The organism is Alkalispirillum mobile, from assembly GCF_003664325.1.
Classification (GTDB): Bacteria; Pseudomonadota; Gammaproteobacteria; order Nitrococcales; family Halorhodospiraceae; genus Alkalilimnicola; species Alkalilimnicola mobilis.
On record NZ_RCDA01000001.1, the window covers coordinates 868,161 to 882,902 of the forward strand.

A 14,742-nucleotide genomic window follows, 5' to 3' on the forward strand; every position below is an offset into this window, starting at 1 on the left:
GGCGCAACTCGGCTACGCCCCGACCCGCTGCACGCCCAGGACCTCCACCACCCCTTCGACCACCCGCCAGTGGACATCCAGGTCATAGAGGCGCACCCCGTACTGCCGCCCGGCGCTCTTTTGATAGGCCGGACGCGGGTCCGCCGCGAGCACCGCCTCGATCAAGGCGACCAGCCCTGCATGCCGCCCGGCCTCCGCCTCGGCCCGCCTGCGGGCAGCGTCGGTCCAGACCACTCGCAGCAGCGGGTCCGGGGCCGTGGCGGCAAACCCACCCCGGGCATCGGGGACCGCATCGCAGTAGGGCACGTAGGGCTTCACGTCCAGCAATGGCGTGCGGTCCAGCAGGTCGGGGCCTCGGATCACGATGCGGGCCCGGGGCCCGGACAGGTCCGCCTCGGCCAGGCGCACCAGGCTTAGTCCCATGGGGTTGGGCCGGTAGGGGGCGCGGGTCGCGAACACGCCGAGGCGCCGGTTGCCCCCAAGCCGCGGCGGGCGCACGGTCAGCCCGCCCTGCCCCTTCCCGGCGTGAAACCAGGTGACCAGCCACAGGTGGCTAAAGGCCTCGATGCCCTGCCAGGCCTCGGGGCGGTCGTGGGGTGCATCCAGATCCAGGGTACCCGGGATGGCCTCCACCAGCCCGCCCTGACGGGGGATGCCGAACCGCTCCGGGAACGGCGTACGGACCCGGCCAATGGGTTGGATCGGGGGCAATTCGGCCACCCCTCCCGGTAGTCGATCAACCACTTTCCGACACGCTCCCGTCCATCAATGCGCCCCGCAATCCCCCGCTGCGCAAGGTGCGCTGGCCCATGGCCCGGGCAAGCACCCGCGGCTCACTGCTGAGCAGGGTGAACCAGCGGCTGGCGCGGGTGATGCCGGTATAGAGCAGTTCGCGGGTCAGAACCGGGCTGTTGCGGTCCGGGAGTACCAGCGCCGCGTGGCGGAACTCCGAGCCCTGGGCCTTGTGTACCGTCAGCGCGTAGGCGGTCTCCACCTGCTCCAGCCGGCTGGGCAGCACCCAGCGGATGCGGCCGCTGCCATCGTTGGCCAAAAAGGCCACCCGCAGCAGGTCCCGGGCCCCATCGGCCGCGGCGAGTGCCGGCTCCGGGCCGGCCTGCCCCTGGGCCAGCCAGGCCGGCACCGCCAACGTGACCCCCATATCACCGTTGATCAGCCCCAGGTCGTAGTCGTTGCGGGTGACGATCACCGGCCGGCCCGCATACCAAACGCCCTCACCGCGCACCAGGCCACGATCGCGCAGGGCGGCGGCGATCCGCTGGTTCAGCGTCTCCACGCCCCAGGGCCCACGCCGCACCGCCGCCAGCAGTTGGAAGGCGCCCTGGGCCTGCAGGACCCCACGGGCCCAGTCCTCCCACGCGGTGCGCGGGGCATCGGGCGCGGGACGCCCCTGGTGCAGCACCTGCAGGTAGTGCTGCTGGCCCGCGGGCACAGCACCGTCGGTCGACGGCGCGAAGTGTTCGCCCCCGCCGCTGACTGCTAGCGCCTCGAGGCGCGCGTCCTCCGGCCCGGCCAGGTCCAGTCGGGCAATATCAGGGTGGCGCCCGCGCTCGGCAAACAGCCCCTCGGCATCCCGGACCACCCCATCATTCACGGCGCGGGCGAGACGACCAATGCCGCTCTCGGCACCGAAGCGGTGGCTGTACCGGAGCATGACGATGTGCTGATCCAGGGGGCGACCGGCGCTGTCCTGGTAGTGCCGGGGAATGGCTTCGCCGGAGACCCCGGCCAGCCAGGCCGCGGTCTCCGGGGTGTAGTGGCCGCCATCCGCCCGGTGGCAGAGCTCGCCCATCACCGCCCCGGCCTCCACCGACGCCAGCTGGTCCTTGTCGCCCAGGAGAATCAGCCGGGCTCGGGCGGGTAGTGCATCCAGCAGGCTGGCCATCAGCTCCAGGTCGATCATGGAGGCCTCGTCCACCACCAGCACATCCAGCGGCAACGGCCGGCCGGCGTGGTGGCGAAAATGGCGGCTGCCCGGCCGGGCGCCGAGCAGACGGTGCACGGTGGTAACCTCGGTGGGTATCCGTGCCCGCAACGCCTCCCCACCGGTAACGCCCGCCAGCGGCAACCGGTCCAGGGCGCCGGCCACGGAGGCGTTGAGCCGGGCGGCGGCCTTGCCGGTGGGCGCGGCCATGCGAATGCGCAGGGGCGCGCCCGCCCGGGCCGACTCGCGCAGCGCCTGCAACAGCACCAGCAGGCGCAGGACGGTGGTGGTCTTGCCGGTTCCGGGTCCGCCGGTGATCACCGAAAAGCCCCGGCCGGCAGCCAGGGCGCAGGCCAGCCGTTGCCAATCCGGCCCCTCACCGGCCGCACCAGCAAACAGGGTGTCGAGCCAACGGCGGGCCTCCTCCGGGTCCAGCGCCTCTTGCCAGCTCGCGGCATCGGCCATGCGTGCCCGCAGTACCGCGCCGATGCGCTGCTCGCAGGCCCAGTACCGGCGCAGGTAAAGCCGCGGACCCCGGCGCACCAGCGGGCTATTACCGGGCCCGGACTGGACCAGTTCCGGGGCATCCAGCGCCGCGTCCAGCGCCCGCGGGCATACGCCCGCCAGGCAGCGCGAGGGACGTGGCGGGGGAGTATCGGCCGGTTCGCCGCCCTCCGGGGGCAGGGACAGGGTGGTATCCGGGTCGGCGAGCAGCGCCGGCAGGTCCAGGCAGACGTGGCCCCGCCCCACCTGGTGGCTGGCCAGCGCTGCACAGAGCAGCAGCAACGGCGAGGCGTCCGGTGCCTGCTCCAGCAGGAAGGCGGCCAGGGCGCGGTCGAGGGGGCGCAGCCAGCCGTGCGCCACCCAGCGGTCCAGCAGCGCCAGGGTGTCGCCGGCGGTGGCCGGCAGGGCAACAGCGGTACGGTCAGTCATCAGGCCTCCCGGTCAGGACCGCGGCGGGTCGATCCGGCCCCTCACGCAGCCAGTCGTCCAGCTGCTCGATCAGCGCCCGGGGCGGGCGACAGTGGAAAAGCCCCTGGCCGGGCGCATCCACCCCGCGCAGGAAGAGGTAGACCGCCCCGCCCACGTGCCGGTCGTAGTCGTAATCGGGTTGACGGGCCTGGAGCAGCCGATGCAGCGCCAGGGTGTAGAGCACCAGCTGGAGGTCGTAGCGGCGGCCGAGCACCGCCTCGCGCAGGGCACCGGGACCGTAATCCGCCGCGCCGGGGCCGAGCCAGTTGGACTTGTAGTCGCCCACATAGAAGCGGCCCTCGTGTTCAAAGACAAGGTCGATGAAGCCCTTGAGCATGCCGTTGAGCAGACCGGCCCCGGCCGCCGGGCGGGCGGCCCCGTCCAGGGTCTGCTCGCGCACGGCACGGTCCAGCCGCCGGGCATCCAGCCAGCGGGTCTCGAAGAGGAACTCCAGCTCCGGCTGGTAGTTGATGAGCCGGACCGGACTCATCGGACCCTGGCCCGGCAGCGGGTAGTCAGCCTGCAGGAGCCGTCGCAGCCAGTCGGCCACGGGGGCGGCCCAATCGGACCAGCCGCGCCGACGGCAGCGCCGGTGGACCTCCCGCTCCAGCACCGCTGGCCGGCTGGCCAGCTCCGCGAACCCCTGTTGCGCCGCCCACTCCAGTAGGCCGTGCAGGAAGGTCCCGGGGCCCGGGCCACGGGGGAAGCGGTGCAGCGGCTCGCCCGCCGCAGCCGGTCCGGCGCCCGGTTCCGCCCCGCCGTCCCGCTCGGTGACGGTCTCGCGGATGATCTCCTGGCGGACAGTCTCCGGCGCGGCGGGCGCATCGGGCGCCGTAGCGGTACCGGCCGCACCCCGGTCGGGCGTCTCGTGGATGGCCAGGGCACTGTAGCTGGCGATCCACCAGTGTTCGTAGGCCGGGCGCGCCGGGGTGCGGGCCGGGCCCGCCTCACCCGCCTCATCGCGGCCCCGGTAGACCGCGTCGGTGACGGCCGGAAGTGGGGTCACGGCGATGGCCGGCTCCCCCTCGCGGGCTGCTTCCAATACCTCTTTCAGCTCCCCGTTGGCCATGCCCTCCGGGCCGGCGAGCAGGTAGCCCACGGCGCTCCGCTCCAGTTGGTTGCGCTTTGCATTGCCGGGGGCCAACGGGGCCAGTCCCAACCAGCAGGCGTGGCGGGCCCGGGTCATGGCCACGTAGAGCAGCCGCAGGTCTTCGGCCAGGCGGGCGCGGTCGGCGCGCTCCTGGATCTCGTCGTCCACCTCGAATACCCAGCGGGGGCCTTCCGGCGCCCCCCGGTCCAGGAAGGGTCGACGGCCCTTGCTCACCGGCTTGAAGGTACAGATGAAGGGCAGGAAGACCAGTGGGTACTCCAGGCCCTTGGCCTTGTGCACCGTGACCACCTTGACCAGGTCCTCGTCGCTCTCCAGCCGCAGGATCTGCTCGTCCGCCCCCTGGCCATTGCCCTCGCGGTGTTCCACCAGGTGGCGGATCAGCGCCTGCTCGCCGTCCAGTTCTGCGGCGGCCTGCTGGAGCAGCTCGCTCAGGTGCAGCAGGTTGGTCAGCGCCCGCTCGCCGTCCGGCCGGCTGACGAGCCGGCGCGGCACCTCGAAGTCGTGGAGCAGCCGGCGCAGCATGGGCAGCACGCCCTGGGCCTGCCAGGTGCGCCGGTAGCCCCGGAACTGCTCCACCCGCTGCTCCCAGAGGAGCTCGTCCTCCGCCAACCGGTGAAGGTCGGCCAGCGCCAGGCCCAGGGTGGGCGTGGCCAGGGCCGCCCGCAGCAGGCGCTCCACGGTGGGCTCGGCGCAGGCGCGCAACCAGCGGAGCAGGTCACCGGCCTGGTCGGTCCGGTAGACGGACTCGCGGTCGGAGAGATAGACACTGCGGATACGGCGCCGCCCCAGCGCCTGCTGGATCTGTCGCGCCTCGTTGAAGTCGCGCACCAGCACCGCGATGTCCCGGGGCCGCAACGGCTGCAGCCCGCCCTCCGGGTCACGGAAACCCGCGCGGCGGTCGGCACCGCCATTGAGCAAGGCCGCCATCTCGCTGGCGCAGGCGTCCGCCTGGCGCTGGAGGTACGCGCCCTTGCGCACCGGCTCCCCCTCGTCCTCCCACCACAGGTGGACCGCGGGCAGCACCCGGCCATCCACCTCCAGTACCTCGTCACGGCCCTTGGCCGTTACCGGCTTGAAGGGCACGGGGTTGTCGCCGCCGGCGCCGAAGAGGAAGGCCCCCTCCTCCCAGCGCTGCTCGGCCTGGGCAAACAGCTGGTTTACCCCGTCCACCATGGTGGTGGTGGAGCGAAAGTTCATCGGCAGGGTGTGGTGCCGGCCCCGGGTGGCCTCGCGGGCCTGCAGGTAGCTGTGGATGTCGGCGCCGCGGAAGCTGTAGATGGCCTGCTTGGGGTCACCGATGAGCAGCAGCGCCTGCTCCGGGCGGTTCTCCTCCACGCGGTAGACCCGCTGGAAGACGCGGTACTGCACCGGGTCGGTGTCCTGGAACTCGTCGATCAGCGCCACCGGGAACTGCCGACGCAGGGTGGAGGCCAGCCGTTCCCCGGCCTCGCCGTCGGCCAGGGCCGCATCCAGCCGGGTCAGGAGGTCATCGAAGCCCATCTGGGCCCGCTGGCGCTGGGCCTGACGAAAGCGCGCGCCGATCCAGCGAGCAGCAGCACGCAGCAGCCGCTCCGCCGGCAGGTCGCAGTACTGATCGTGGTCATCCAGACACTCGAACCCCGGATGCAGGTCGTCGGGCAACGTCTGGTTCTTTTTCAGGCGGCGGGCCAGGCCGGCGCGGGAGAGCCGCTCCAGGATACAGCTGCCATTGACCGGCTCGGGGCGCAGGGCGCCAGGGTCGTCGGCCCAGGCCTGCATCAGCCGCATCAGCTTGTCGATATCGCCGTAGGCGCGCTTGCTGACCGGCCCGGCCACCAGCTCGCGCAGCTGCGCCTCCAGGGTCTCCGGTGCCTCCCGCCAGGGCCGCTTGAGCCCGTCCACCGCCCGCTGCTGGCCGGCCAGCAGGCGGCTCAGCCCCTCGGCGGATTCCAGCTCCGGGTCAGCGGGGAGCGGCTGCCCGACCAGGGGGCGCACCTTCGCCAGCAGCGCCTCGGGGGTGTCGCCGAAGACCTCGCTGCGCAGCAGCGCCAGGGAGGGTGCCTCCTGCGGATAGAGGAAGGTGCGCCAGTAATCGCGCACCGCCTCTGCCAGCAGCTCGCCCTGGTCCGCCTCCAGGTCCTGGGTGAACAGGCTGCCACTGTCGAAGGCGTGCTCGCGCAGCATGCGGTAGCACCAGCTGTGGATGGTGGAGACGGCGGCCTCATCCATCCACTCGGCGGCCAGTTCCAGGCGGCGCGCCTGGGCCGACAACTCGGCCTCCGGGTAGTCGGCCCGCAGCCGGGAGAGCACGGGGTCATCCCGGTAGAGCGTCGGATCGCGGAAGGCGGCAGCCGCCTGGCTGAGCCGGTCACGGATACGCTCGCGCAGCTCCTGGGTGGCGGCCTCGGTGAAGGTGACGACCAGGATCTGCGGTGGGTCCAGCGGGGCGCCATCGCCGCACACCTCGCCGTGGGCCAGTACCAGCCGCAGGTAGAGCGCGGCGATGGTGAAGGTCTTGCCGGTGCCGGCGCTGGCCTCGATGAGCCGGCTGCCGCGCAACGGCAACCGGAGCAGGTCCAGCTCTTCGTGGTCTGATCGGCTCATGCCACCCTCCCGGCCTGGTCGTGGCGCTGCACGGCCTGGTGCAGCGGCCGGTAGAGCGCATCGCGCCAGCGGGCGAAGTCCGGGTCCGCCAGCAGCCAGTCGGCCTGCGGGTAGACCCGCAGCAGGTAGGGGTCGCGCTGGGCCTCCCCGGGCGTGTGTTCATTGCCGGTGTAGGTTATCAGTGCCTTTTCCAGTGGATCATGCTTGCCGCCAGCCTCGGCATCCAACCAGGCCATGGCCGTCCTGCAGGCCAACGGCAGGGGCCGGCGCTGACCTGCATCCCAGGCCCGGAGCACCTGCGCCAGGTGGCTGCGGGCCAGTTCGTCGGGCACAGGCTGCAGGCTCAGTCCGGTGTCCAGCCCGACCAGCTCGGTGGTGACCGGGCCCGCGAGGGCGTTGGCCACCAGGTGATCGACCCAGGTGGCGAGCAGCTTCTCGTACCGCCAATCCCGGCTCTTGGCGTCCTTCAACCGGCTGACGTTGTACCCCAGTTGCAGTCGGTGGTGGCCATCGCTGCGCAGGCCCTCCAGCTCGGATGCCAGTTGCCAGCGGCCGTGGGCCAGCGGCTGCTCGGCGGCGATAGGCGGCACGACCTGCGGGAAGGCCTGCAAGCGCTCGTGGTAGCGCTGCAGCACGTCTTCGGCCTGGGTGAGCAGCGACGCCGCCACCAGTTCGCCGGCCGTGCCCACCGGCAGGGTTCCGCTGCGGCGCAGCCGGGCCGCCTCCCCTCCCAGTACCTGCGGCCAGGCCTCCGGCTTGTCCACGGCGCCGAGACCGGTCTGCACCAGCTGCTGGCGAAGCTGCCAGGCGGTGAGCCCGTCCAGCTCGAAGGGCTCCAGGTCCTCGCTGCCCTCCTGGTCCTCGTCGAAATAGACCCCGAGCCGGTGCTGGAAAAAGGCCTGGACCGGCCGCTGCAGAAAGCGGGCCAGCGTCGTCGGGGCCAGGGCCACCGGTTCGTCGGCGTGCTCATCCTCCGGCAACGGGGCGTTGTCGGGACCAGCCGCCTCGGCCGGATCGTGCTCGCCGGCCGCAGCCTGTACCCCCTGCCATTCCCGGGCGTAGGTGAAGTGGCGGGCATCAACGGCGCCGGAGAGGGGAAAATTCACCCGGCTGAAGGGCTGCAGCGGGTGCTCGGTGGTCAGTTGCTGCAGCAGCGGGCTCTTGTCCGGGCGGGGCTCGTGACCGGCCCCCGCCAGCGCCCAACCGGCGGCCAGGTGATCGCGCAACTGGCCGATCAGCACCGACGGGGGCCGGGGTTCATTATCGCGGACACTGCGCCCCACCCAGCTGATGTAGAGCTGCTCGCGGGCGGAGAGCAGCGCCTCCAGGAAGAGATAGCGGTCGTCCTCGCGCCGGGAGCGGTCCCCCGGGCGGTAGTCGTCGGCCATCAGGTCGAAATCGAGCGGCGTGGGGCTGCGCGGATAGTCGCCGTCGTTCATGCCCAGCAGGCAGACCACGCGGAAGGGGATGGCGCGCATGGGCATCAGGGTGCAGAAGTTGACCGCGCCGGCCAGGAAGCGCTGGCTGAGTCCACCCTCGTCCAGGCTGGACAGCCAGTGCTCGCGGACCACGTTCAGCGGCAAGGGCTCATCCAGGGCGGCGGCCTCGCAGTCCGCGGCCCACTGCTCCAGCGTCTCTTGCAGTTGATCCAGGGTTGTGGCCTCGGTCTCGGTACCCGGGTCGAAGCAGGCATTCAACAGCCACTGTAGCGTCAGCAGCCACTCCGCCGGGGGCTGCGGCTGGCGCAACCGGGCCCAGGCGGCGTCCAGGGTGGTCAGCAGCTGCTCCAGCGGGCCGAGCAGCCCGGCATCCAGGCCGCCCACCTCGTCGTAAGGCTCCACCCCCTGCCAGGCCTCGCCGCTGCCCACGGCGTAGCCCAGCAGCATGCGGCGCAGGCCGAAGCGCCAGGTGTTCGCCTCCAGGCCCCCGGGCAACCCCAGACCGGCCCGTTGTTCCGGCCCCAGCCCCCAGCGGACGCCGGCCCCCTCGGCCCACTGGTGGAGTTGGCGCAGGTCCCCCTCGCGCAGGCCGAAGCGGCGGCGCAGGGCGGGCACGTCCAGCAGGTCCAGCAGTTCGCTCACCGCGCAGCGGCTCTCGGGCAGGTGGAGCAACCGCTCCAGGGCAATGAGCACGGTATCCCGGCCCCGGCTCCCCTGGTCGGACAGGGTATAGGGGATATGGCGCGGGTCGCCCGGCCGGGTCTGGCCGAAGACCGCCTGGATGTGCGGGGCGTAGCGGTCGATGTCCGGCACCATGACGATGACATCGCGGGGCCGCAGCAGCGGTTTGTCGGGGGCATTGAAGCGCGCCAGAAGCCGGTCATGCAGCACCTCCACCTCCCGTTGGGGGCTGTGGGCAACGTGAAACTGCAGCGAGGTGTCGTCGGCGGCAACCGCCGGCCAGTGCTCACGGGTCTCGCGCAGGGGCCGCAGCTCGCGGATGTCCTCCTGCAACTGGTGCAACAGCTGGCCGTTGCCGTGGGGCTGGAAGATATCGATGCGCTGCCAGGACAGCGACTCCAGCAGGTGACGGTAGTGCTCGGGGTCGTCGTGCTCGTCCAGCAGCCGGATGTAGTCACGGCCCTGCTTGCCCCAGGCCGCCAGCAGGGGCTGGGCGTGGTTGTGCAGTTCGCTGTCGTCCAGGGTCTCGGGCATGCCCGGCTTGTGCGGTTGGCGCCGCCGCCGGGCGCGCAACAGATCCTTGTCCGCGACGATGTCTGCCCAGAAGTGCTGACAGGGGTTGTGCACGCCGACCAGCACCTGGGTGAAGCGGGCCAGCCCTTCCAGTGCCTCGAGCACCTGGTGGGGCAATGACGAGATACCGAACACGATCAGCCGGCGCGGCAGCCCGGCCGGGCGGGTTGGCAGCTCGCGCAGTGCCGCCAGGTAACGGGCGTGGATGGCCGCCCGGCTGAGCCCGCGCTCGGCGTCGTCCATATCCGCCAACAGGGCGCGCCACAGCCGGGGCTGCCAGCGGTCGCGCTCGGCCAGCGGGCGGGGGGCGCGGCCCGGCCCGGCGCACTGGTCCCGGCCTTCGGCCCAGTCCGCCAACCAGTCGGCCCGGTAGACCTGGTACTGGTCGAACAGATCCGCCAGGCGTTCGGCCAGCTGGTGGCGCTTGCGCCGATCGTCATCCCGTTCGAGGAACCCGCGCAGGGGTTCGAACCCGGGCTGTTCCACCAATTGCGGGAGCAGCCTCATCAGCCGCCAGGTCAGCGGCCGCTTGTCGAAGGGGGAGTCCAGGGGGACCGCCTCGCGGCCCAGCACCTCGCGGTAGGCGGTCCAGGTAAAGCGGGCCGGCAATTGCAACGACAGGCCGGCGGCAATCCCGCAGCCGGGCTCCTCGCTGTCCGGGTGGGCGGCCAGCGCATGGCTGAGCCATTGGGCCATACCATTGCTCTGGACCAGCACGGTCTCGGTTTCCAGTGGCCGCAGCGGGTAGGCCTGCATCCACTCCACGATGACCGCCCGCAGGTCCTCCAGGCGGTTGCCGTGCACCGCCATGAAGCCGGGTTGCAGTTCCTCCCCTCCGGACACCAGACACCTCCGTTGCCGTTACCCTTGGTACCCCACTTACCCCTCAATCTACACCGCTGCCACGACAGATAGCGTCGTGGCAGCGGTGTGGCCGGGGGGGTGCCGGGGGCACCCGATCCGGTGTCGGAGTGTACCGTCAGGAACGGCCCGACGGCCACGGCCATCCGGCCGTGGCCCACAGCGTCAGACCCGCAGGTGGCGCACCAGTTGCTGGAGTTGCTCCATCTGACCGCCGATGCTTTCGGTGGCCTGCTGGGTCTCCGCGGCGGAACGCTCGGTGCGCTGCGCTACGCCCGCAATGCTGGTGATCCGCTGGTCCATCTCCTGTGCCACGTGGCTCTGCTGCTCCGCGGCGGTGGCGATTTGCTGGGTCATCTCGTTGATGTGGGCCACGGAACCGACGATCCCGGTCAACGCCTCCCCTGCAGCACGAGTCTGCTCGACCCCGGCCCGGCTGCGCTCCTGGCTGGCCCGGGTGGCATTCACCGATGCACCGGTATTCTCTTGAAGCCGATCGACGATCTTGCGGATCTCCCCGGTGGACTGCTGGGTGTTCTGCGCCAGGCTGCGGACCTCGTCTGCCACCACGGCAAACCCCCGCCCCTGGTCGCCGGCACGGGCCGCCTCGATGGCCGCGTTGAGCGCCAGCAGATTGGTCTGCTCGGCAATGCCGTTGATCACGTCCACCACCTTGGTGATTTCGTCACTCTCGACCTGCAATGCCTCCATCCGTTCGGCCAACGCTTCCATCTGCTCGGCCAGCTCCTGTACCGTCTCAGCGGCACGGGTCACCTCCCTCTGGCCCTCGTTGGCACGCTCGTCGGCATCACGGGCGGAGTTGGCAGCGTCAGAGGTGTTCCTGGCCACTTCCTGCACCGTGGCCACCATCTCATTCATGGCGGTGGCCACCTGGTCGATGTCGCCGGCCTGCTCTTTGACGCCCGCCGTTGTCTCGCCCATGGCGGCCGTGACCTGCTGGGTGCCGGTGCCCACCTGATCCGCCGTCTGGTGCACGCCGTGGACCACCTGGCCGATCTGGTCGAGCATATCGTTGTAGGCGGTGACCATCTCACCGACCTCGTTGTCCTTGTAGGGCGTGCTCAACCGCTGGGTGAAATCACCCCCCGCAACCGCCCCCATGCGCTGGCGAACGGCATCGATCTGGTCCATCAGCCAACTGAGGCCGAACATGCGACCCAGCACCACGAGAACGAGAATGGCTAACGCCATGGCACCGGATATGCTCTGGTTGATGGTGATGGAGCGCTGAAAATCGTCGCTCATCATGCCGACAGCTCGGTTCATTTCCTGCAGCACCTCGGGGGAGAGCTCGTGCACGCGCTCCAACGCCCCCTGCTCGGCGGGGTCATCCATGTAGCGGAACAAAGCTGCCCGGTACGCCTCCCAAAGCTCCAGCACGTGTTCCAGTTGGGCGCGGGTCTCGGCATCATCCACGGATCGAATACCCAACTCCTCACTGCCTTCCAGCAGGCCGGCATGGGCCTGCTCCCAGGTCCGGGCAGTGGCCTCGACCGTGGCCCGGGACTCGACCCCCTCGGCGGCCATCATGGCCTCCTTGGCGACCCGCTGGCTGAGCATGCGCTGCGCACCCGCCACATCAATCGCCCGCCCGGAGGCAGCGTCGACGCTCATGTAGAGAAACCCTGCCGAGCCCAACGCCAACAGAAAGATCAGTGCATAGGAGAAGAGGAACTGATGGTCCAGCCGGCGCAGGCCGATACCGCGCAGCGCACCGTGGAGTAGTTGGGCGATTTCATCTCTGATTGCCATGGTGTGCCACCTTGACCCGGTTTATGGATGGGCGGCGAAGGCGCGCCCAAGCAAAGGCGCGCGGCCCATGCCCGAGCGCGCATATGATTGATACCATATGCACCTTCACCGCTACTCTGCGGTATCGGCAGGGCTGCCCGGGCCTTTAGCCCGACGCCAGCGGTGGGTAGTCGGTGTAACCTCGCTCATCCCCGCCGTAGAAGGTCTGCTCGTCCCATTCGTTCCACGGGGCATTCCGGCGGACACGCTCGGCCAGGTCCGGGTTGGCAATGGCGGGGCGACCGAAGGAGACCAGGTCACACCGGCCGTCACTGATCCGCGCCCTCGCCTCCTCCGCGTTGTAGGCGCCATTACCGATGTAGGTCCCGGAGAGAACGCACCGAATGGCATCGACCACCTCCTCCGGCCGACCATTGGCATGGTTGCCCTGGAACGAATCCTCCACCACCTCGATGTAGGCAATACCCGCCTCGTCCAGGGCCCGGGCAAACGCCCCGAAAGTGGCTACCGGGTCCTCGTCCCGCATGTCATTGAAACTGCCGGTCGGGCTCACGCGGACACCAATCCGGCCGGCGGGCCAGACCTGCTTGACCGCCTCCACGACCATCAGCGGGAAACGGAGCCGGTTTTCGAGACTGCCCCCGTATTCATCGCTACGCTGATTGCTGCCACTGCGCAAAAACTGGTCGATCAGGTAACCGTTCGCGCAATGGATCTCTACCCCGTCGAAACCCGCTGCCTTGGCATTCTCGGCACCCTGACGGTATTGCTCGACCACGCCCGGAATCTCATCGCTACGCAAGGCGCGGGGCTCCAGGACCTCCACCATGCCGGATTCGGCGCTGATAAATGTCATGGCCCCCTCGGGCTTCAAGGCCGACGGGGCCACTGGCTGCGCGCCGCCGGGCTGCAACTCCGGCCGCGAAATACGCCCCACGTGCCACAGCTGGGCATGGATCCGGCCGCCGGCCCGGTGCACGGCTTCGGTAACACCGCGCCAGCCCGCCACCTGCTCTGAGGAGTGGATGCCGGGGGTAAAGGCATACCCCTTGCCTTGAGGTGAGACCTGGGTGGCCTCGCTGATGATCAGCCCCATGCCGGCCCGCTGGGCATAGTATTCCGCGTTAAGGGCTGTCGGCACATCGCCGGGCTGACCGGCACGGGACCGGGTCAGCGGGGCCATCACAATGCGGTTGGGCAGAGTCAGGTCGCCCAACTGATATGTCTGGCAGAGGATATCGTCGGTTGCGCTCACTCGGTGGTCCTCCTAGAGACGTACAGAACAGGCTACGCATTGGGACCGCATGACCGATGTATCGTTTCCTGGACACTCGGCCAGTGTGAATCCGCACTGACCACAGGACATGAACAGTGGATACACCGTCAAGTAAGGCAATACCACTTCCTGATTCTCAAGTAGCCGGTTCGGCACGTGGCCCTGAAGCCACCAACAGGGGAGGCAATCCGAAGTCTGGCATCCGAGCAAGCGGCACACCAGGGAAACTGGCTTTATTTCAGATGGATACGCCCGCTATTGACATGCCAAACGCTCAATGTAGAATACCCCACTCGAACACGACAGGCGCGTAGCTCAGCTGGTTAGAGCACCACCTTGACATGGTGGGGGTCGGTGGTTCGAGTCCACTCGCGCCTACCAGATTACCAAGTAAAAACGGCGACTTGCGGCATGTCCGGGTCGCCGTTTTTGCGTTTGCCGTCCGCAGACGGCGCCGAACGCCCTTTCCAAGACCGCCACGGTGGGCCCAGCAGCGCACCGCCCTGACCTCCTTCCACTCGAGCACCACCTTGAGTGCTGCCGACTCCGACAGTCACACCGCGGGCGGTCCGTCCACCTCCTCCACCGTCACCGCGATACGGCTGGGGTACATGGGGGGGCCAAACTGGTTGAAGATCGCCACGTCCGCAGCATCCCGGCCGCAGGCAACCGTCACCCGCTTCCCGCTGTCCTCCTTCTGGGTGGCGTCGAAGGCGACCCAGCGCCCGCCCACGTAAGCCTCGAACCAGGCGTGGAAATCCATGGGCTCCAGCCCGTGGAGGAACCCCACCACCATCCGGGCCGGTATGCAGAGCCCCCGGCACAGGGCAATGCCCAGGTGCGCGAATTCCCGGCAAACCCCCTCTCGGGCCTGGTTCAGTTCCACGGCCGACAGCTGGAAATGGGGCGAGTCCGGGTTAAAGCGCACATGCTCCCGAATCCACGCCGTGATCCTGGCCACCTGGTCGTAGCCAGGCCGGGCATCCTCGACGATGGACCACGCCATCTGCATGAAGCGATCGGACTCGCAATAACGGCTGGGCAGCAGGTAGGTCAACACGTCATCGGGCAGGTCCTGCACTTCCACGAAGCTCCCGCCTTCGGCGTCATCAGACTCGTCAGGAATGAAGACATCCGCCGAAGTTCGGATCAAAAAGCGACCGGGAGGCGACATCAGCCGCTGGCACAGGTTGCCGTAACTGTCCGTGTACTCCATGGCCGGCACGCTGGGGCACAAGACGTACGTCTCCCGGGCCACCCACTGCCGTCTGCCGCTGCGAGGGCGAAGCATGAGCACGAAGGGTGCGGGCAGGCTCTCACTGAACTCGATTTCACAACCGGTACGTAACCACATGCTTGAATCTCCTGGTCGGCAGGCGGCGGCCTGCGCGCGGTGATGCGCGGTCGTGAGTTGAAAAGCGCGACCGGCTGTGTTGCACTGCAAAATACAAGGCTGACCTATACTCATGCCTGTGGCAACCGGGCATTCAGCGCCAGGCCTTAAGCCCACGCCCTGAGACCAGGGCCAACG

At 69.5% G+C, this 14,742-nt stretch carries 7 protein-coding genes and 1 tRNA gene; 1 reads left to right on the top strand and 7 read right to left on the bottom strand.

The window, feature by feature from the left end; translation table 11 throughout:
• Positions 1-12: 12 nt before the first annotated feature.
• From tsaA to DFR31_RS04085, 6 genes are all read right to left on the bottom strand, one after another.
• Complete coding sequence (tsaA, locus tag DFR31_RS04060; RefSeq protein ID WP_245971076.1) at positions 13-744, bottom strand: tRNA (N6-threonylcarbamoyladenosine(37)-N6)-methyltransferase TrmO; 732 nt, start codon at positions 742-744, stop codon at positions 13-15.
• Positions 737-2,875, bottom strand: a complete 2,139-nt coding sequence (gene recD, locus DFR31_RS04065) for an exodeoxyribonuclease V subunit alpha (protein ID WP_121441360.1) — start codon at positions 2,873-2,875, stop codon at positions 737-739. Before recD ends, tsaA begins: the two co-directional genes overlap by 8 nt.
• A complete protein-coding gene (gene recB, locus DFR31_RS04070) occupies positions 2,868-6,608 on the bottom strand; it encodes an exodeoxyribonuclease V subunit beta (protein ID WP_121441361.1) in 3,741 nt (1,246 codons plus the stop codon). The genes recD and recB overlap by 8 nt, the downstream gene beginning before the upstream one ends.
• Entirely contained in the window at positions 6,605-10,144 is a 3,540-nt protein-coding gene (recC, locus tag DFR31_RS04075; RefSeq protein WP_425452509.1) for an exodeoxyribonuclease V subunit gamma, read from the bottom strand. Before recC ends, recB begins: the two co-directional genes overlap by 4 nt.
• A gap of 183 nt (positions 10,145-10,327) precedes the next feature.
• On the bottom strand, positions 10,328-11,935 hold the full coding sequence (locus DFR31_RS04080; RefSeq protein WP_121441362.1) for a methyl-accepting chemotaxis protein: 1,608 nt from the start codon (positions 11,933-11,935) through the stop codon (positions 10,328-10,330).
• Between the two features lie 145 nt (positions 11,936-12,080).
• Entirely contained in the window at positions 12,081-13,190 is a 1,110-nt protein-coding gene (locus DFR31_RS04085) for an alkene reductase (protein ID WP_121441363.1), read from the bottom strand.
• A gap of 325 nt (positions 13,191-13,515) precedes the next feature.
• Here DFR31_RS04085 and DFR31_RS04090 point away from each other — a divergent pair.
• Positions 13,516-13,592, top strand: a tRNA-Val gene (locus DFR31_RS04090).
• A 172-nt stretch (positions 13,593-13,764) separates the two neighbouring features.
• Here the strand turns inward: DFR31_RS04090 and DFR31_RS04095 are convergent.
• On the bottom strand, positions 13,765-14,565 hold the full coding sequence (locus DFR31_RS04095; RefSeq protein WP_121441364.1) for a transglutaminase domain-containing protein: 801 nt from the start codon (positions 14,563-14,565) through the stop codon (positions 13,765-13,767).
• Positions 14,566-14,742 lie beyond the last annotated feature (177 nt).